This is a genomic window from Microcoleus sp. Pol12A5, from assembly GCF_036701435.1.
GTDB lineage: Bacteria > Cyanobacteriota > Cyanobacteriia > Cyanobacteriales > Microcoleaceae > Microcoleus.
In genome coordinates, this window is sequence record NZ_JAUBQU010000111.1 from 1 (window position 1) to 20,102 (window position 20,102).

A 20,102-nucleotide genomic window follows, 5' to 3' on the forward strand; every position below is an offset into this window, starting at 1 on the left:
GTCAAGTTCTCAAAATGGTTTAAAAAACTAATGTTCAATAAGTCTGTCGGATTCGATACACCTATTGTTTTTTGTTGAGAAGTTAAAGTCGAAGTAAACCCTTTCGCCATCGCTCGCACCTATGAATTACGCACTTGATTTACCTAAATAATTCATCTTATCATGTTTTAGGTTGAAATTAAGATGCGTTTACCCTGGGACTGGAAGAGTTTATTTCTTGGATGTCCCTTAGTTAATAGCCGATGGCTCAATCTAAAATTAAAAGGTGAAAAACTAATTTTTCACCTTTTTAACTCTCGACTTTCAAATTGCCTGTTACTGAACAAACTTCTTGAAAGCCAGAGTCACGTTGTGGCCGCCAAATCCAAAAGAATTCGACAGCGCCACATCAACTTTGAGATCGCGGCTTGTATGAGGAACATAGTCCAAATCGCACTCAGGATCGGGATTTTCCAGATTAATTGTCGGCGGGATTTTGTCATTGGCGATCGACATTACCGTTGCCACCGCCTCAATTCCCCCAGAACCGCCCAAAAGGTGGCCGGTCATCGACTTGGTAGAACTAATAGCTAGTTTGTAAGCGTGGTCTCCCAAAGTCCGCTTAATCGCTTTTGTTTCAGTAGAATCGTTGGGAAGCGTACTCGTGCCGTGAGCGTTGATATAGCTCACTTGATCCGGCGTCAAACCCCCATCCTTGAGCGCTAAAGCCATCGCCCGCGACGCACCTTCTCCCCCCGGTACCGGAGAAGTCATGTGGTACGCATCGCAAGTTAAACCGTAGCCGACGATTTCTGCGTAAATCTTCGCGCCACGCGCCAGAGCGTGTTCCATTTCTTCTAGAATCAGAATGCCAGCACCTTCGCCGACGACAAAACCATCACGATCGCGATCGAACGGACGGCAAGCATGAGTCGGGTCATCGTTGCGAGTCGAAAGCGCCCTCGCCGCAGCAAAACCGGCCACGCACAAAGGTGTCACCGCAGCTTCGGTACCGCCGCAAATCATGGCTTGCGCGTAACCCCCCTGAACTAGGCGAAACGCATCACCCACCGCATTTGACCCGGCAGCGCAGGCCGTCACCGTGCAAGAGTTTGGTCCCTTAGCACCCGTTTGAATCGCCGTCAGACCTGCGGCCATATTCGCAATCATCATGGGAATCATAAACGGGCTGCATCGATCGGGGCCGCGATTCAGATAAATCTCTTGCTGGTCTTCCAAAACCTTCAGGCCACCAATGCCAGTGCCAAGAATGACACCCACCTGTTCTGCGTTCAGGTCGTTAATCTCAAACTTCGCATCAGCAAGAGCTTGTTTGCTCGCTGACACCCCAAATTGAGCAAAGCGATCCATCCGCTTTGCTTCCTTGCGCTCTAAATAGTCGTGTGGGTCGTAACCCTTCACCTCTGCGGCAAAGCGGCAGTCGTGCCGCGACGGGTCGAATAAGGTGATCGGGCCTATACCATTCTTCCCGGCAAGCAACCCGTCCCAATATTCGGACAAGGTATTGCCGATCGGTGTAATCGCGCCGAGACCCGTGATAACAACGCGCTTACGCTCTAAATTTGTCATGATTTCAGTTTCAAAAAATTAAACACCCAGAACGCAGAACAAAAGAGGAGTTTCCAGTTTTCTAACTTCTCTCCTCTTAGGGGAAAAGACAGGTATTTTATGCTTTTGGAGCTGCAAGTTGGCTGCTGATGAAATCTACAGAAGCTTGAACCGTAGTAATTCCTTCGGCTGCTTCGTCGGGAATTTCAATATCAAACTCTTCTTCCAAGGCCATGACCAGCTCTACAGTATCTAAGGAATCTGCTCCTAAATCGTTAGCAAAGTTGGCTTCGGGCTTGACTTCGCTCGGATCGACTTCCAGTTGCTCTGCCACAATTTTCTTGACTCTAGCAAAAATGTCGTCTTGGCTCATAACATCGTGTCCTCATTGGTTGCTGCGTATCTAATCTTATCCGAAAGGGGGATCTGCAGGAGAAACGCTGGCCGCTTTTCTAAGTGACACGGGCCAGCGACAATTGGCACACCCACGATCGCAGCAACTATAGGACTAAGGCAAAAAACCCCAATAGCCCAAAATCAATCATCTCGTTTAGCCACCTGATAACGTTGATGAACCGGATTTTTGGTCAATGGTGCGTCAGTCATCAACTCAAAATGCTTGAGAAAAGCTGACAATTGGCTCCTAGCTAGGCGGTGATAGGTTAATTATAAAGAGGGAAAACTAAGCAGGAAGCCTCCCGCCTTCGATCGCTCAAGTTTCTTTTCCCGAACCTTGTGTCCCCAGCAGAAACGACTATGCCATCCCAAACTCTCAGATATGCTTACTTTCCCGGTTGCGTTGCCCAAGGGGCGGCCCGCGAACTTTACTTGTCTACAATGGCGCTAACTCAAGCGTTGGGGATTGAACTGGTGGAACTAAAGAAAGCTTCCTGCTGCGGTTCTGGTACTTTCAAGGAAGATTCGCAGTTGCTCGAAGATACTGTCAATGCCCGCAATATAGCTTTGGCTGAGGAACTGAATTTGCCTTTGCTCACGCATTGCAGCACTTGTCAAGGAGTAATCGGTCATGTGGACGATCGCCTCAAGGATTGCCAAAAAACCGATCCCAACTACATAGAAAAAGTCAACGGTTTACTCAAAAAACAAGGCTGTTCGCCTTATCAAGGCAGTACCGAGGTGAAACATCTGTTGTGGGCGATCGTTGCCGATTACGGGCTGGACGAGGTGCAGAAGCGAGTCACCCGCCAGCTTTCGGGTTTGAAGTGCGCGTCTTTTTACGGATGCTACCTCCTGCGAGCTCAGGATAAGCTGCTTTACGATGACCCGCACCAACCGGAATCGATGGAAAATGTATTTCGGGCGATCGGGGCAACTCCGGTTTACTATCGAGGGCGGACGCAGTGCTGCGGCTGGCCGTTGGCGAGTTATGCCACTGACCAATCTTTTGGGATGGCAGGCAAACATATTCAAGATGCTATTGACAATGGTGCGGATTGTATGGTGACGCCTTGTCCTCTGTGTCACTTGAATTTGGATTCGCGACAGCCGGAGGTGGAAAAAGTAATCGGGCGCAAGTTGGGTTTGCCCGTGTTGCATTTGTCGCAATTGGTGGCTTTAGCTTTGGGTGTGGAGCCGAAAAAACTAGGACTCGATCGACATATTGTTTCAACTAAGCCCGTGTTAGAAAAATTAGGCTTTTAGTCGATCGATTTGCGTCGGTTTGTAGTAAGGAATTTAGTCCTTTCTAATATCCAATCCAGTTTTGTAGTAAGGATTTTGGTTTTTTCTAATATCCAATCCCGTTAGCTCGGAATTATACCCGAATGCTAGCGGGAAGCTCGATCGCGCTCATACACTCTTGAGTTGATAGAAGATACCGTCCACAATTGGTCGTTTTGTCCCCAGAGGTGGTCTAGTCTTCTTCTTGTGGGACACCAATGGCGCTGCGGAGTTATCACTCTTTGTCGATTAAGTTGCTCGACAATGTTATTTATTTCTGATCTTAGCTCGTCATCAGAGATCCCAAATGGTTTCTTTAAGCTATTGACACCACCAAGAGATGAAGCGGTCTAAGGGCGAGGGCTTCAGCGGACGGCGTTGCATGGTGGCTTCACCGCTGATAACCTATGCCCCAGTTCCGTTGCCAGCCCTTGTTAGACTGCGATTGCTCTCTTCGCATTCGATAGGCCTGATCTACACTCCAAAGCAAGTGTGGTGGTTGGTAGGTTAATATGCAGACAACAGAAACAGAAGTTGTATACAATTACACAAAATAGTTTTTAAGACTGCCTAACTGCCTCGCTATTGACAAGGAATCACCAATGAACCGAAACCCAGTAAATCTCACACGTCCGGTATTGCTATGGGCAATGCTAGGAATAATTTGTGGTTTGTTTGCTGCCACTTATTGGATATTTTTGTCTTACATAATGCTGGGATTTGAATATTTTAGTGGAGTTTCTCTACTAATTATTATGCCCCTTGCGGGTTGGCTCATCGGTTTGCTCATTCATTGGCTGGGAAATCCTGGCGAAATAGGGTTGATTATTGACAATATTCATCTCAATGGTGGGCGGTTACCAATGAACGAGAATCCTTCGATGATTCTGTCGTCGCTAATTAGTATTGCAAGTGGAGGCAGTGCTGGTCCCGAAGCACCAATGGTGCAAGTAACAGGTTCCATTGGTACGTGGTTAGCCGATCGCTTTCAATTGCGTGGAGAGGCACTACGAACTTTGAGTATTGCTGGCATGGCATCTGGTTTTACAGTTTTGTTCGGCGCTCCTTTGGGTGGTACTTTTTTTGCTTTAGAAATCCTGCATCATCAGAATGTTGTGGAGTATTTTGAAGCAATATTGCCTGCGGTCGTGGCAAGTTGTGCAAGTTACACCATCTTTGTAGCAATTACCCAGCTAGGAATTGGTCCAACCTGGCATTTTCCTCAATACAATGTGGACAGCCTTTATGACTTTGGCGCCGCGATTGCTTATGGAATCGTAGGTGCCCTCATGGGGTGGTTTTTTATCGCTGTATTTCGCAGTGTTGGTCGCTTGTTTGATTCGATACCCAGTCCAATCTATGTGCGAACTACTTTAGCTGGGCTAGCACTTGGTGTGTTATCAGCTTTATTTCCGCTCACTCGTTTCTTTGGTGAACATCAAATAGAAAAAATTGTTGAGGGCAACTTTTCTTTGGGAGTAATCTTAACTTTAGTTATTGCTAAAGTGTTTGCCATTAGTACGACCGTAAATGGAGGTTGGCGGGGGGGGATTATCATCCCGCTGTTTTTTATAGGAGCCTGTTTAGGAAAGGCAATCGCTATCATTAATCCCGCCTCCAACGAGACTTTAGCAATGATTTGTGTAATGGCTGCTCTGAACTCAACAGTTACTCGAACTCCAATTAGTACAACTCTGCTACTCGCAAAGTTGACAGGATTTAGCACTTTTACACCGATTCTCTTCGCTAGTCTCGTGGGTTTCTTCTTGGCTCCCCGAACTCCCTTCATTAGCTCACAGCGTAAAGTTGATTAACCAACGGCTAGAATTCTTCTAATAACTCCGTGTAGCGGTGAAAAATACGTCCAATTTGCCAGTGTCAAGTCTCCAGCCTTTTGCCATTTCAAATACACCAATGGCATCAAACAACATCTAGGTGTTGATAGCAGTCAGCTTGCCGTTTTTTATCCATTATACAAAAGCCCGAGTGTCCGATGAATGTGGCTGGGTTGATATTTTGAGTCACAACCTCGATTATTTTCACACTCTGGCCCGTCAATATTCCGAAGATTACCATTCTGCAAGGGCAATAGGTATCACCTGGATAGGACCATCGCAGAGAATGTAAAAACTTTATCCGCAGATTATGACCCAGATCCGGTTTAAACTGGCACGGAAACTAACCAAAGCCGAAAAAGTGCCATTAGAGGGGAAAACTGGATTTGTCGTGGTGGCAACTCGCGCTCGTGATTAAACGGTCAAACGCTGGGATGTCAGGCTGTAAGAGTTTGGTCAAGAACTTTGAGCAGACTCTCGCCAATGCCACTGCGAAACTCAATTTGTATTTCATCAGGCTCATCTCAAACGGTTGGCAAATGAATAAATCCCAAATGGGTTCTATAAGACTCCCAGCGTGAATAACTGTGAAGTTTTGTCGCTTTTTCGCGAAGTGCTTCCAAGCACTGCGGTAGACTAACCTTTAATTCTCTGTGCAGGCTATAGCGGTGGCACCTCACCGTCAAATCTGTTAATTCGCAGAGCAAGGAAATTTTTAGTGACTCGTTGGGAGCCTTTATTCAATGTCTCATTCAGTCAAAATTTACGATACTTGCATCGGCTGCACTCAATGCGTCCGCGCTTGTCCGACTGACGTTTTGGAGATGGTGCCCTGGGATGGCTGCAAAGCAGCTCAGATTGCCTCATCTCCCCGCACCGAAGACTGTGTAGGCTGCAAGCGGTGCGAAACTGCTTGCCCCACCGATTTTCTGAGCATCCGGGTTTACCTGGGAGCAGAAACCACTCGCAGTATGGGTCTAGCCTACTAAATATCGATCGACACGCCGATCGAATTACAGGCACAAGAGAGGGGGCAATTTAATCGCCCCCTCTTTTTTGTCGCGGAATCTGCATTCTGGGGCCGGAAGAAGGTAAAAATGATAAAACGTGAGTTTTATTGCGATCGCTAAGCAGGAGTAGTACGTTAAATGTGCGGAATCGTTGGCTATATCGGCACGCAAGCAGCAAGCGAGATTTTGCTAGCAGGATTGGAGAAACTAGAATACCGGGGCTACGATTCAGCGGGCCTCGCTACCATCTCGGAAGGAGAAATTACCTGCATCCGAGCCAAGGGCAAATTGCACAACCTCCGGGAAAAGCTAGCAGAGATAGAATCTCCGGCTCCCATTGGCATCGGACACACCCGCTGGGCAACTCACGGCAAACCAGAGGAATATAACGCTCACCCTCACCTGGATAATAGCGGGCGAATTGCGGTAGTTCAAAATGGAATTGTCGAAAATTATCGCGATTTGCGGAAAGAATTGAAAGCAAAGGGACATAAATTTGTCTCCGATACCGATACAGAAGTGATTCCTCACTTAATAGCTGAGTTATTTGCAGAAGTAAAAAGGGAGAAGGAAGAAAGAAAAGAGAAAAAGCCCGAAAAAATTGCTGATTTGTCGTTTTTAGAAGTCGTTGCAAAGGTGGTAAATCGGTTAGAAGGAGCCTTTGCGATCGCCGTTATTTGCGCCGATTTTCCCGACGAAATAATTGTCGCCAGACAGCAAGCTCCTTTGGTGATTGGTTTTGGTGCTGGCGAATTTTTCTGCGCTTCCGACACGCCGGCCTTAGTCTCTCACACCCGCACTGTTTTGTCGTTGGAAAATGGTGAATTGGCAAGACTAACTCCGATGGGAGTCGAAGTTTACAGCTTTGCAGGAGAAAGGCTGAAAAAAAGCCCGCGCATCCTTGGTTGGAGTCCGGTTTTAGTCGAAAAGCAAGGCTTCAAACACTTCATGCACAAGGAGATTTACGAACAGCCCGCCGTAGTCCGAGCTTGTTTGGAGGCTTATTTAGACAGCGATTGGCAGCCGGGAAATCCGCGCTCTCCCATCAATCTCAACTTGCCCAAGGAACTTTGCGCCGATGTCGAACAAATTTCGATTCTCGCCTGCGGAACGAGCTGGCACGCCTCGCTAATTGGCAAATATTTGTTGGAACAATTAGCTAATATTCCCACTGCGGTGCAGTACGCTTCTGAGTACCGCTACGCACCGGCACCGCTGACAGCAAATACTCTAACTATTGGGGTAACACAGTCGGGAGAAACGGCGGACACACTGGCTGCTTTGGGGATGGAACAGCAGCGCCGCGCAGGTTTTACCGATAAATTTCGGGCGAGAATGTTAGGCATTACTAACAGAACCGAAAGTTCGATCGCCCACATGATGCCGCAGGTAATCAACACCCATGCTGGTATAGAAGTCGGCGTTGCTGCGACTAAAACTTTTGTGACTCAGTTGATGGCATTCTATTTCTTAGCTTTGGATTTGGCGCACCAGCGACAAACAATCAGCACGGATAGATTGGCAGAAATTATTGCGGGTTTGCGCCAATTGCCAGCGGAAATTGAGAAGTTTTTGGAGATTCAAGAACAGTATGTGGAGGAATTGTCCCACCAGTTTACAGACACCCAAGATTTTATCTTTTTGGGGCGGGGAATTAACTTTCCGATTGCTTTGGAAGGGGCGCTGAAACTGAAGGAAATTAGCTACATTCACGCCGAAGGATATCCGGCGGGAGAGATGAAACATGGCCCGATCGCCCTTTTGGATGCGAAAGTGCCTGTAGTGGCGATCGCCATGCCAGGAAGCGTCTACGAAAAAGTGCTTTCCAACGCTCAAGAAGCGAAGGCCCGCGACGCCCGTTTAATTGGTGTCACGCCGAAGCAAGGTATGGCGGAAGCCGATATTTTTGACCACGTTTTGCCGGTGCCTTTGGTGGATGAATTGTTGTCGCCGATTGTGACAGTGATTCCGCTGCAATTGTTGGCCTATCACATTGCAGCCCGTCGGGGTTTGGATGTGGATCAGCCACGAAATTTGGCGAAGTCGGTGACGGTAGAATAAAAGACTTCTGTTGGCAGTTGGCAGTGTGTTCTGAGAATAAAGTTGTACACTACCTTGAAAACCTTTCCGTACAACGTTTCTGAGTTCTAGTGTACAACTTTAGCGGAAAATTCTTGTACGGCACAGTAATACTTTCAAGCGTTTTCGGTGTACAACTTTATTTTTCATACACAGGCAGTTGGCAGTTGACTGTTGACTGTTGACTGTTAGCAGTTGTTATGGGTTATTTGTTATTTGTTATCAATAACCTTCCAGACTCTGCCTCCAATGCGCGATCACCTATTCCCTCTGGCTGACTCCGCAAATTGCGGCTAACAGCAACCAGCTTGTAGTATTGAGTCGGAAATCAAACAGCGTCACGTCTACAGTGTTAAATAGCGTACAGGCGACGAAGGCTAATAAATAACTGAAAAAAATTAGGCGATCTGCCGCTCTTACATCTTGACAAACCCTCTGACGTTTGCTGTTAGTTATAAGTTTTTGAGTAAACCCTAAAGCATTTTCCGCTACTTCCTGTGTTGCTATTTGCTCATGTTTGATATCCGCAGAAAACAGTGGCCAATTCGCCAGCATAAAAACACCCCTAGCCAAAACCCAACCAACTAAACCAAACAAAAAAAGGGTTGCGGGTATTCCAGTTTCCGCAGTCAACATCAGTATCAAACTGTGAGGATGACCGAGCCATTCTTTCATCTGAGCTTGATAGAGAGGCGTAAAATTTCGCAACCCCCAACCAGTCCAAGGACGCTGCTGAGTCATCGACAAAGCAAATTCCCACTGAGTTTTTCTCAAAGTAGCTGTTGGTCGATTTGGAAACATCTCGTCGGTGAGTCTAGCCCAAAAGAAAGCCGGAACAATTTTTCGTAAAGATTGCCGCAGTGGTTCCGGACCAAAGGCAGACAAAAAAATTGTGCTAGCCACACTCAAAACTGTAGCTAATAATTTTTTATAGCCCGCATAAAATGCAAAAGCCAAAACTGCCAAAACTGCCATTCCCCAAGCATTGCGAGAATTAGTAAAAATCAAAGCAACAGCATTTCCGATCGCTGCACAACTTAAAAATAAGAATTGGGAATTGGGAATTGGGAATTGGGAATTGAGAATTGGTAAGTCGTCACGACTGACAACTGCCAACTGACAACTGCCAACTGACAACTGACAACTGACTTCTTCCATCCACAGTCCCAGTGCTAAAATAAAAGCAATTGTCAGATAGCAAGCTAAAATATTAGCGTACATAAATACAGAAGCCATACGGCCGGGGGGATTGCCTTGGGGTGCGAGTACCCAGCCAAAAACAGGCTGCAATTGATCTATGCCACTCCAGCCTAAAAATTGCTGTCCCAAGCCTAAAATTATCACTGGAATTGAACTAATTACAATCATCCAAGACAATTGCCGCAATTGAGGCAAAGTTTGAATTAAACTGCTGAAAGCAGCAAACAATATAAAGAATGGCAAGAAATTGTACAACCCTATAAAAGCCTCAATGCGGTTGTGGGCAAAAACGGCTGTGATGACTAGCAACGCGCTCAGAATTGCGAATCCTCGATTCAACGGGCTGCGACTAATTTGACGGAACTTTTGCTTGCAAGTGCTGGCCAATCCCAGGAATAAACCTAAAGCTCCCAAAATTGGAATTAAGGGAAAAATCAGCATCCCCACTTGGGCGAAATTCCAAGGGATTTGCAGGCGGGGATCTGGATGTTTTTGGAGGCGAGACTTGAGATTTTCGGCTGTCAGTTTGGCAGCTAATTTCAACCGATTTTTGATATTCACCCACACTCCCAATCTCAAATCTAAAATCTACAATTTACCATCGTTAAGCTAGTTCCCAAACGCATTCCGATCGCGTCAAGCGTATTTGAGCTAAGGCAAAAATGGTCGGGATAATGCGGCCGTAGTTCGTGGAAATCGATCGCCAACCCAAATCCGCTAAAAACCAAGTCCACATCACCGGGCCGACCAACGAAAATACGCTCCGCGTCGCACCGTAACGAGCTGCACTCACCGCCATACCGCGCCGCGCCGTCTGAATTGCCACATAATTTTGAAACTGGGTTGCTGCAGTTGCAGTGCCTGCAAGCACTCCTTGTTTTGCCATTTGATAGGTGGCAAAATGCAGGGCAAATTGATTGGCCATTAGTTTGAGCAGCATTGGTCTTAAGATGGAACTAACAGCTAAAGCGCTGCCGCCTTTGAACAGTAAACCCAGCGGGTCTTTTTCAGCAGAAATTGGCAGGGGTTCTGAGAGTTTAGAATCAACGATCGCTCGCTGTACGCGCACTGTCAGCGCTTGCTGTTCATCTGCAGGTAAACGCTTCCACGCGCGGCCCATTAAGTGCAGAAATACTTCTGCCTCTAAGTCAGTGGTTGACAACTGTCTGGGATAAGGGATTTTGAGATAGCGACAAACTTGAATTAGTGCTTGTCTGTAAGTTACTTGTTGGGTTCGCCCTCTGAGTACCGTCAACCCGTCGGCTGCAAGGTAGCGAAACCGCTGTTCTACGGCGTCGAGCCATGCTTGGCGATCGCGACTTTGTACATCTATCGGTGCGGGGGTTTGCACGTAATCTAAAGGGTTAAACTTGCGGCTGAACAGAAGTTCTGTTAGTTGCTGCAATTCTTCTTCTGTTGTCAATTCGAGTGCTGCTCTGAGTTCGTCCAAAATTTTGCCCTCCCCTATTCGATTTTAGATTTTAGATTTTAGATTGCTGCTGGTTGACAACCATTAGGATTTAGGATTTACCTACAGTGGCATTTATCGATCGGGTCTTAATCGTGGATTCGTGCTGTCCTTTATTCTACTACTTGGTGCAGGGCGATGGCGTCGGGCCCCGGAAGCTACGGCTCTTTTGAGTCGTCGGTAAGCTACAAATTCAGCTCGCAGCCTTTAAGCTGATGTTTAGATTCACAAGGCTGACTGATTGATTATGTTCGATGTTGCGGTGATTGGTGCGGGTATGGCGGGACTTAGTTGCGCTCAACGGTTGCGTCAAGCTGGTTATTCTGTGGCGGTCGTTGAGAAATCTCGCGGCGCGGGGGGACGTGTTGCTACCCGCCGCGTACAGGGTACTAGGGCCGATCACGGGGCGCGGTATCTGGAACCGCAGGGGGATGCGGTGCAGGGGTTAATTGAGGTTTTGGTCGATCGGGATCTCCTCAAACTCTGGACTGATACTGTCTGGGAATTCAGACAGGGGAAACTTTCTGCTATTGCTAGTTCATGTTATGTCCCACCTGCGGGTATGAATGCAATCGGTAAGTATCTGGCGGAGGGTGTAGAAATTTGGTTTGGCCGTCGCGTACAAGCTATTTCTACTACAGATAACCAAATGTGGCATCTTTCCCTAGAAGTCACTGACAGAAATTTAGAGTTCCCTCAAGAATTGATTGCTAAGGCTGTGGTTGTGGCAATTCCTGCTCCTCAAGCTTTAATATTTTTGAATTCTGAAATGGGTTTTTCTCCTAATTTTATTGACAAATTGCGTTCCGTAGAGTACGACCCTTGTATTACGGTGATGGCTGGCTATCCTGTGGCAAAACAGCACGATTTAAATAATCTAAATCCGCAGTGGAAATCTGTTTCGTTTCCCGATAATGCTGATTTAGCTTGGATTGGCTGGGACAGCAGCAAACGGCTCGATCCGCAGCCGCCGGTGTTTGTGGTTCACAGCAGCGCAAATTTTGCCGAACGCTCTTTAGAAGCTGCTGATTTGCAAACTGTCGGTCAGGAATTGCTTTCGAGATATTCTGAATATTTAATCCCTTGGTTCAAAGAGCCAGAATGGTTGCAGGTTCACCGCTGGCGCTATGCTTTTTGTCGAAATCCTTTGCCTGTTTCTTGTTTGCCTGCTGGGGGGAATTTGCCGCTGGTTTGTGCGGGGGATTTGTGCGGGGAAGGTCAAATAGAAGGTGCTTTGCGATCGGGCTTGGCGGCGGCTATTTGGGTGAATTCTCAGTTGCACAATTTGCCCTTAGATTTCCGCCTAAATTGGTAATACGGCTACAGTTAACGTATCGATTTTTCCTCTAACGCTATGATTGCCATCCCGTCTGGGTTTAGCCAAGAAAATCACCTTGCCCTCGAACCTGATAATACCGTCCGGCATGAATAACGGATGTTAGGAAGAAGGAATAAGGAAGTTCGGCAACGGATTCGCTTTCTTCGGATGTAACGGATGTCAGTCCGATGTCCGTCGGAAGAAGGAAGAAGGGAAATGCAATTAGAGCAATGGTTTCAGTAGTTAAGAAGGTCGCCTAGAATCGGGCGCGGTTGCTACTTCTTCCTTCTTCGTTCGGCTAGAGTTATGAAAAATTAATCTAACGACTTACAAGAAAATGGAAAAATGGTGTAAACTCCCACTTTTCCAAATTTTTATTTTTGTGCTGTTTGCTGCTGTTTTGACTCTTGTTCTTGCATCTGCAATAACTCGGGAACTGTTACGAAAATGTACCCTTCCTTTCTCAGTTTAGCAATAATATCAGGCAAAGCTTTTACAGTTCTAGATCGATTGCCGCCGCCGTCGTGCATCAGCACAATGCCGCCAGAATTTGCCTGCCTCATCACGTTCTCCATTAAAGATTCCGTAAGAGTGCGCCAATCAAAAGAATCAGCAGACCACATCACAACTGCATAATTTTTCTTTTGAGCGTAAGCTGTCAATCCATTGTTTAAAATGCCTCCTGGCGGTCGGAACATCGATGTTTGGATGCCGGTCAAGTCCTCAATTAAGGCTGAAGTGCGATCGATCTCGCGAGCTGCACCGTCTTCGTTATACTGAAGGTATTCATGGTTCCAAGTGTGGTTGCCGATCGCGTGACCGGCTGCTGCGACCTGTTTGCCAATTTCGGGAGAATTTTTCAGGTATCTTCCTACCCAGAAGAATGTAGCCTTAATATTATTTTCCTTGAGAATATCTAAGATTTGTGTAGTTGTTTTCGGCCAAGGGCCGTCGTCAAATGTCAGGGCGATCGCCTTGTGCTGGGAGTCGAGTTTCGCGTGACTAATGGTTGTACCTTGAAACTGATCCGGTACGGCTGATTGAAATCGGATTGCCTGCACTTGGGCTAGAGCCTGTTGGGAAAATTCTACTCGATTGGCGATCGCCTCGGAGAACTTATTAATATTGGACATCGGCGGTTGTTCTTGCGACTGGGATACGGCCAAGACTTGCGCCTGAATCGGTTGCAATGGCTGACTGGCCCGCAAGTTAATCGGCCATGTCACACCCAGCAAAAAACTTCCTGTGGCTGCCATAAAAGCAACGATGAAAGTTTTTCGCCGCCTCCACAGCAGTTTCAATTTTTTCACGTCCTTCTCTCCTTCACACCTTGCACAGTTAATTTGAGATTTTATGTTGATATCACGTTAATCCACTTAAGAGGATAATCTTAAATTGGACTGCCCCTAAAAATGCTACTGGAAATAACCTATCGCGGGGAAGTCCATCCGGATAAAAAAATTTAAGATTTGTACGCCTGAAATGCCCTAACGCATGAAAACGCGGGATGGTTGAACTTTTCCCCAGCCAGGGGGACGAATTTCAAATCGGATTCATGGCACGATATTCTTAGGGGCTCAGCCCGCATGGACCCGCGTCCCTACCTGACACTGCAAGTTGGTTTAACGTGAGATGTTGCACTATTATTAATAAGCCTTTCAAGGGCGGGCTAGAAGATCCCAACCCCTACTCCCCACAAGAAAATTTAGCCTTTGTAGAACAGGCCCAAAAGCCTGTGCGAGCGAGAATCGTGCAAGATGTGAGTTTAACCCGATTTGATATGAGGGCGATCGCGCGCCCCCAGGGTTGTAAAATTAAGTTTTAGCGCCGATTCTCTCTTTGTACAAGACGACAATCCGATCGATAACTTCAGCAACAGTCAGATTGTCTGTTTGAATTTCCACAGCATCGGCCGCTTTACGCAAAGGTGCAAGCGCGCGGGTGCTGTCCTTTTCGTCCCGCAGGGCGATGTCTTGTTCCAATTGGGCCAAGCTAATATTAGCCCGATCGGTATCTTTAAGTTCTAACAGCCGCCTGCGCGATCGCTCTTGTACCGAAGCCGTCAAAAAAATCTTCAGTTCCGCATCGGGAAAGACGTTAGTGCCGATATCGCGGCCTTCTGCTATAATCCCGCCTTTTATGCCGCAGCGCCGCTGTTCCTCCACCAGAAACTGCCGCACGGCCGGAATTGCCGCCATTTGCGAGACGCGGGATGTGACTTCCAAACTGCGAATTGCCTCGGTTACGTCTTCGCCGTTAATCTTCAACATCTTTGATGCGGGATCGAGATTGTATTCCAAATAACTGGAACTGATTAATTCAGCGATCGCGCATTCGTCGGAAATTGGCGTGTCTGTTTTCAATGCCAGCCAAGTCAGCGCCCGATACATCGCACCGGTATCCAGATAAAACAAGTTCAAAGCAGTTGCGGCAAGGCGAGTTACGGTAGATTTGCCTGCTCCCGCCGGGCCGTCGATCGCCACAATGGGCCGACGATTCCTGAGAATTATATTGTCAATCAAACGAGTAGAGCCAACTCTGGCGGCCACGGCTAAAAGTCCCGCTGTTTCCACAAGCTGCAAGGGCGTCAAAGTGTCGGGATCGACGAGTTCGGCGTATTCGAGCTTGACTGCAGGTTCTGCTGCGACTGCTGCGCGGGCGGCAGCGAGTGCGGTCACTGCGGTGCGGTCGCCTGAAGCAAAAGTTTCCGAGGCTTGTTGCAGCGCGCGGTAGAGTACGGAGGCTTGCTGTTTTTGCTCTGCTGTTAAATACTGATTGCGAGAACTCATTGCCAGTCCCGACTCTTCGCGGACGATCGGACAAGCGACAATCTCTACAGGCAAGTTAAAATCAAAGACCAGCTTCCGAATAATTGCTAGCTGCTGGGCGTCTTTTTGACCGAAATAAGCTTTTGTCGGCTGCACCAAACTCAAAAGTTTAGTAACAATTGCCGCGACGCCCTGAAAATGACCGGGCCTTGCTTTGCCGCACAAAACCGATGTCATCGCCGGCGGCGGGACTACTTGAGTTAAGGAGGAAAGGTGAATCTCTATCTGTTTTTCGGCGGTTTGCTCTGTTTCTGTGCCGACTGCTTGATGGCCGAACATTTCCGTTGCTGAGGGAGCAAATATGGCGTCAACCCCAGCTTGTTCGCACAACAGCCGATCTTGCTCGAAATTCCGAGGATAATCTTGAAAATCTTCTGTCGGCCCAAATTGCAGCGGGTTGACAAAAATGCTGACCAGGGCGATCGCATTTTCTTGCCTTGCCCGCTGGATCAAGCTCAGATGCCCTGCGTGCAAAGCTCCCATCGTCGGCACCAAACCGACTGTCAAATGAGGTGCAGCAGATTTTTGTAAATTTAAGTAGCAGCGAAGTGCTGCAATGGTAGTAAACAGGCGCACCGGTAGAATCTCCTGAAGGCATTCGGCAGAATACAGAGTTTATTTGTCAGAATTTGTTCGACTTGACATCTTGCACCATCCTCAAGAACAGGTAAAATGCCTCTTCCACAAAGAATGGTGGAAGATGTCAGTTTTATTCTACTTTCTGCTTTCTAAAGTTCGGATAACTTTTGTATTCTGCCTTACACTACCGTTCAGCGTTCAACTGTTGTTTGCTGTTGCGGTTCGATCACTTCGATTTCCACTCTGGCAACGCCACTGCTCATCATTCCCAGTACGCTGGCGGCGCCGGCGGACAAGTCAATGAGCCGATCGCCGACATAGGGGCCGCGGTCGTTAATGCGGACGACTACGGTGCGGCCGTTGTCGAGATTTCTCACCATGACTCTAGTTCCAAAAGGCAAATTTGGGTGGGCTGCGGTCAAATCATTTTGGTTGAAACGCTCGCCGCTGGCGCTGAGGTTGCCGTCAAATCCCGGGCCGTACCAGGAAGCCCAGCCGCTGAGGCGCACTTGAACTGGGCCCAGAGACAGCACAGCGGGTTCTGGTTGCGGTTTGCCTGCGACTTCTTCGAGGGGTGGGGCGTTGCCCAGAAGCCGGCGGAGGCGATTGGTTGCTTGCAGGGCGTCTCGGCTAAAGTCCCTGGTGGTGTCGGGGAGGATGGTTTCGGCGTTGATGTTTACCAAGTCCTCGCCGTTTGCCTGGATAATGTAGCGATCGCCTTTTTCCCACTTAACGGTAATGCTGTTGGGATCGATGTTGTTGCGGGCTAGCTGATTGAGTCTTGCTGCTAAGCTTGATGCCCGCCAAACTGAATCAGGTTCTTGGATGCTGTCGTTGCTGGCTATGTTTCCGACTTTAGGATTTTCTCTGGCGCCCGCTACTTTTGACGGACTGCTAGCACCGGCTTGGCTGTTGCCAGTTTCTCCCAAAGGCGTTTTTGTTTCCGGATTCGCGTTCAGAAAGGTGATGACTGGAATGTTTCGCACGTAGACTGTCGCTGCTTGTCGCCCGCCTAGGTCGTGGGGCTGAATTTTGGCGATCGAGTCTCGGGCAATTTCAGCTCTTGCTTGATACTGATACTGTCCGACTTTTTGCGCTTCGACCCGAGTAGCGTTTAACTGCCGGGACGCTTGGGTGGCAATTACTTGCTCGGAAACCTGAGAGTTTTGGTTGTCGGCACCTGTTGCTTGTGCGTGACAAGAGGATGCCGTTCCTACCACAGGAACTAACAGGACAGCGAGTAGACCACCAACAAATTTTTCCTTCATACGTCCATTTTTGTGAATAGCCATTGCCAACCGAGATTGGAGGATTGGCCATTTGGCGGCGGGCGTCAAGGATTTCTCTCTTGCCCTTCGCCATTCCCCCGTGAGTCAACGCAAAGTATCCGGGTGCGTTTTTGCTTTAATGCTTCCGCAAAAAAAATTGGCGGAAACTTCCCTGACACTTGACAACTCATACTCGATCCGCAATTTGTGTTTTGTTCACGAACTGCAACAGACTACCACAAACTTTTGTGGTTGGGGATCGCTGCGATCGCGATTTTCACCAAATCTTCATCAAATTTTCTCAAAACCCTCTATCATAAAATCCTTTAGTTCCAGAGCTTACAGCCGTTTCAGCTATTCCAGAAAAATTTACAAAAATTTACAAAAATTTATTGTCTTTTGTGGGCTGCCGAATGGCTAGTGTGAAAAAAGCTGTTTGTCAACTGTTATGGGCATAAACTAAAAACTGGAAATCGATTTGGCAGACTTATGGATTATCGAGAAGCAGGTGTGGATGTTGAGGCGGGCAGAGCTTTTGTCTCGCGCATCGGGAGTATGGTCAAGAGCACGCACCGATCGGGAGTTTTGGGCGGATTCGGCGGGTTTAGCGGTTTTTTCAGCGTCCCGGAGGGTTTAAAAGAGCCGGTGATGGTTTCGGGTACAGACGGCGTTGGGACTAAGTTGAAATTGGCCCACAATCTCGATCGGCACGACACGGTAGGTATCGACTTGGTGGCGATGTGCGTCAACGACGTGCTGACATCCGGGGCCGAACCCCTCTTTTTTCTCGATTATTTAGCCACGGGAAAGTTAAATCCCGAACAATTAGCTGCGGTGGTGGCCGGCATTGCTGACGGTTGCCAACAAGCGGGCTGTGCTTTGCTCGGAGGAGAAACGGCAGAAATGCCCGGTTTTTACCAAGCTGGTGAGTACGATTTGGCGGGGTTTTGTGTGGGAATTGTCGAAAAGAGCAAATTGTTGGACGGTTCGCGGGTGCAGGTGGGAGATGTGGCTGTGGGGCTGGCAAGTTCGGGCGTGCACAGCAACGGTTTTAGTTTGGTGAGAAAAATTGCGGGCGATCGGGGTTTTGACTGGCATTCGCAACCAGAAAAGTTAGGTGGCAAAAGTTTAGGAGAAGTGCTGCTAACTCCGACTAAAATTTATGTTAAACCAGTCCTCGAAGCAATTAAGATCGGTCTAGAAATTCACGGCATGGCTCACATTACGGGCGGCGGTTTGCCGGAAAATTTGCCCCGCTGTTTGGGTGTTAATCAATCAGTCAGAATTGACAGCACTAGCTGGCCAAATTTGCCCATTTTCCAGTGGATTGCTGAAGCGGGCCAAGTTGCCACAGCAGATATGTTCAATACTTTTAATATGGGGATTGGGTTTGTGCTGTTGCTCGATCACACAGAAGTCGATCGGGCTGTTAAATGGTTTGAATCTCAGGGAATTGGTGCTTGGGCGATCGGGGAAGTGATTGAGGGGAAAGGAGAATTGATAATGGGTAACGGGTAATGGGTAATTAGTAAGAAGCAATCGTAGGGGCTGAAGATTGCTTCGCTTTGCTTTGTGCAATAACAGACAATCTAAACCTGCATTCATCTGTGTATATCTGCGGTTAAATTTATAATTTTGAAAGTAACCGCAGAGGACGCAGAGGACACAGAGTAAGAAAGAGAAAAAGGAATTCACAACAGATGACTCGTTGCTTTAATTTTAAATGAAATTCAAATAAGCTATTGTGCTTTTAAATAGGGTATAATTTACAACTATTTTCGTAAAATAGTGTATAAATGCCTGCCCAAAATTATCTGAACTCAAAACAAATAGAGCAACTGCACTCAGCATTAGAATAGGCTTTAAAAAGAGATATTAGCGAAAGAATTATGATTGTGTTATTGCTAAATAACCGAAATAATCAACCTAAAATTGCTGAAGTTTTGGGTTGCCTCGTAAATAAGGTGTTTCCTTGGTGTATTCAGGGATATCCAGAGAATCTAAACACGTACTACTATTTTCTGTCCGAATAGAGCCTAGTTAAGGAATATTAAACCCATGATTTAACGCCCTTGATTGCGTGCGTAATTTCTGAATATATTTCTAATGAACTGTTTAAAGTAATTAAAGAGCTAGAGTATTTATTACATCGCTTTTCAGCGAAACCTCTGATTATTGCGCTCGCACTTCTTAAGCTGATACGCAGCTAGATTGTATAATAGAAATATAAGATAAGCGATCATTAGTTAGAATGTATGCCAGCAAAAAACCATCTATCTCAAAATCAAAAACAGAGACTCATTAAACTCTTAAAAGAGTCTGATGATAATTATGTGAGGGAAAAAGTTCTAATCTTATTGCTAATAAATGACGGAAAAACTTATCGAGAAGTCAGTGAATTTATGGAGATTGCTTACACAACGGTAGCTTATTGGTCAGTTCATGGCGACCCAGATAATTTGGAGAGTTTTTTAGATAAAAGAAGCCCAGGAAATTTTCGCAAAGTCACTCCAGAGTATGAAAAAGTATTGATAGATACAATTGATAAAGCTCCGGCAGAATATGGATATGAATTTGGGAGATGGACGGCAGCCAGACTAGCAACATATTTAGAAAAAGTCACAGGAATTAAATTGAGTGGTTCCCAGATATCCAGGATACTACATAAAAAAAAGTACGTTTATATTTGGGCTAAATATAGTTTAGAGGACAAACAAAATCCCCTTGAAAGAGAAGTATTTAAACAGAAGCTATCGGAGTATTTAAGAATAACAAAAGAAACCCCAGAACTTTTACAGGTATGGTTTTGGGATGAAAGTGGATTCAGTTTACGAGTGATAAGAAGAAAAAGTTGGGGTAAAAAAGGCAGTCGAAAAAAAATCACAGGTCAAAGGAAAAGAGGCAGAGTAAATATCATGGGTGGGTTGAGATATCATGACAAAAAAAGGTTAAATTTTGTGATAAAAAGAGGAGACTCGAATACCTTTTACGAGCAAATTAATGCCTGAAATGATTCGATAGTTCAAGAAGGGAGAGAACTGGGTAATCAAGCTGAAAAATTTGCCGAATCTGGAATGAAGATTGTAATTATTTTAGACAATGCTAGTTTTCATAAAAAGAAAGATATTCTGAGCCAAATCTCAGCCGAAATGCCTCATATTATTTGAGAATTTTTGCCACCTTACAGCCCCGATTATAATTTGATTGAATTAGTCTGGCATTCAGCGAAAGAATATATAGCACATCGACTGTTTAAGTCAGTAGAAGAATTGTCAGAATTACTACATAG

Annotated in this window: 13 protein-coding genes and 1 pseudogene; 7 read left to right on the forward strand and 7 right to left on the reverse strand. The window is 46.7% G+C overall.

Going from position 1 to position 20,102, the window contains the following annotated elements:
* Positions 1-315: 315 nt before the first annotated feature.
* Both fabF and acpP read right to left on the reverse strand, forming a co-directional pair.
* Positions 316-1,569: a beta-ketoacyl-ACP synthase II gene (fabF, locus tag QUA45_RS22615; protein WP_333222169.1), complete on the reverse strand. Its 1,254-nt coding sequence runs from the start codon at positions 1,567-1,569 to the stop codon at positions 316-318.
* A gap of 97 nt (positions 1,570-1,666) precedes the next feature.
* Positions 1,667-1,921, reverse strand: coding sequence for an acyl carrier protein (acpP, locus tag QUA45_RS22620; protein WP_333071912.1), 255 nt, complete (start codon positions 1,919-1,921; stop codon positions 1,667-1,669).
* A 383-nt stretch (positions 1,922-2,304) separates the two neighbouring features.
* On the opposite strand from acpP, the gene QUA45_RS22625 reads away from it, so the two are divergent.
* The 4 genes from QUA45_RS22625 (at position 2,305) to glmS (ending at position 8,134) form a co-directional block, all read left to right on the forward strand.
* Entirely contained in the window at positions 2,305-3,210 is a 906-nt protein-coding gene (locus QUA45_RS22625) for a CoB--CoM heterodisulfide reductase iron-sulfur subunit B family protein (protein ID WP_333096265.1), read from the forward strand.
* A 620-nt stretch (positions 3,211-3,830) separates the two neighbouring features.
* Positions 3,831-5,042, forward strand: a complete 1,212-nt coding sequence (locus QUA45_RS22630) for a chloride channel protein (protein WP_333222170.1) — start codon at positions 3,831-3,833, stop codon at positions 5,040-5,042.
* Between the two features lie 764 nt (positions 5,043-5,806).
* Positions 5,807-6,052: a photosystem I iron-sulfur center protein PsaC gene (gene psaC, locus QUA45_RS22635; RefSeq protein WP_015175986.1), complete on the forward strand. Its 246-nt coding sequence runs from the start codon at positions 5,807-5,809 to the stop codon at positions 6,050-6,052.
* Between the two features lie 159 nt (positions 6,053-6,211).
* Complete coding sequence (gene glmS, locus QUA45_RS22640) at positions 6,212-8,134, forward strand: glutamine--fructose-6-phosphate transaminase (isomerizing) (RefSeq protein ID WP_333096261.1); 1,923 nt, start codon at positions 6,212-6,214, stop codon at positions 8,132-8,134.
* 279 nt (positions 8,135-8,413) lie between these two features.
* Here the strand turns inward: glmS and QUA45_RS22645 are convergent, their stop codons facing one another.
* Together QUA45_RS22645 and QUA45_RS22650 are read right to left on the reverse strand one after the other, a co-directional pair.
* Positions 8,414-9,913 (reverse strand): O-antigen ligase family protein, encoded by a 1,500-nt coding sequence (locus QUA45_RS22645; protein ID WP_333096259.1) that lies wholly within the window; start codon positions 9,911-9,913, stop codon positions 8,414-8,416.
* Positions 9,914-9,956: 43 nt separating this feature from the next.
* The gene (locus QUA45_RS22650; RefSeq protein WP_333096257.1) at positions 9,957-10,802 is read right to left on the reverse strand and encodes a YaaW family protein; all 846 of its coding nucleotides are present in this window, start codon (positions 10,800-10,802) and stop codon (positions 9,957-9,959) included.
* A 265-nt stretch (positions 10,803-11,067) separates the two neighbouring features.
* On the opposite strand from QUA45_RS22650, the gene QUA45_RS22655 reads away from it, so the two are divergent.
* Positions 11,068-12,135 carry an FAD-dependent oxidoreductase gene (locus QUA45_RS22655; RefSeq protein ID WP_333096256.1) on the forward strand — a complete coding sequence of 356 codons (1,068 nt, stop codon included), beginning with the start codon at positions 11,068-11,070 and terminating at the stop codon, positions 12,133-12,135.
* Positions 12,136-12,512: 377 nt separating this feature from the next.
* Here the strand turns inward: QUA45_RS22655 and QUA45_RS22660 are convergent, their stop codons facing one another.
* The 3 genes from QUA45_RS22660 to QUA45_RS22670 all read right to left on the reverse strand — a co-directional run bounded on the left by QUA45_RS22660 (position 12,513) and on the right by QUA45_RS22670 (position 16,813).
* A complete protein-coding gene (locus QUA45_RS22660) occupies positions 12,513-13,448 on the reverse strand; it encodes a polysaccharide deacetylase family protein (protein WP_333222171.1) in 936 nt (311 codons plus the stop codon).
* A gap of 504 nt (positions 13,449-13,952) precedes the next feature.
* Positions 13,953-15,542 carry a bifunctional pantoate--beta-alanine ligase/(d)CMP kinase gene (locus tag QUA45_RS22665; RefSeq protein WP_333222172.1) on the reverse strand — a complete coding sequence of 530 codons (1,590 nt, stop codon included), beginning with the start codon at positions 15,540-15,542 and terminating at the stop codon, positions 13,953-13,955.
* Positions 15,543-15,736: 194 nt separating this feature from the next.
* The gene (locus QUA45_RS22670) at positions 15,737-16,813 is read right to left on the reverse strand and encodes a septal ring lytic transglycosylase RlpA family protein (RefSeq protein WP_333222173.1); all 1,077 of its coding nucleotides are present in this window, start codon (positions 16,811-16,813) and stop codon (positions 15,737-15,739) included.
* A gap of 489 nt (positions 16,814-17,302) precedes the next feature.
* Here QUA45_RS22670 and purM point away from each other — a divergent pair, with 489 nt between their 5' ends.
* Complete coding sequence (gene purM / locus QUA45_RS22675; protein ID WP_333222174.1) at positions 17,303-18,331, forward strand: phosphoribosylformylglycinamidine cyclo-ligase; 1,029 nt, start codon at positions 17,303-17,305, stop codon at positions 18,329-18,331.
* A gap of 737 nt (positions 18,332-19,068) precedes the next feature.
* Positions 19,069-20,102 (forward strand): annotated as a pseudogene (locus QUA45_RS22680) (IS630 family transposase); the annotation flags it as partial.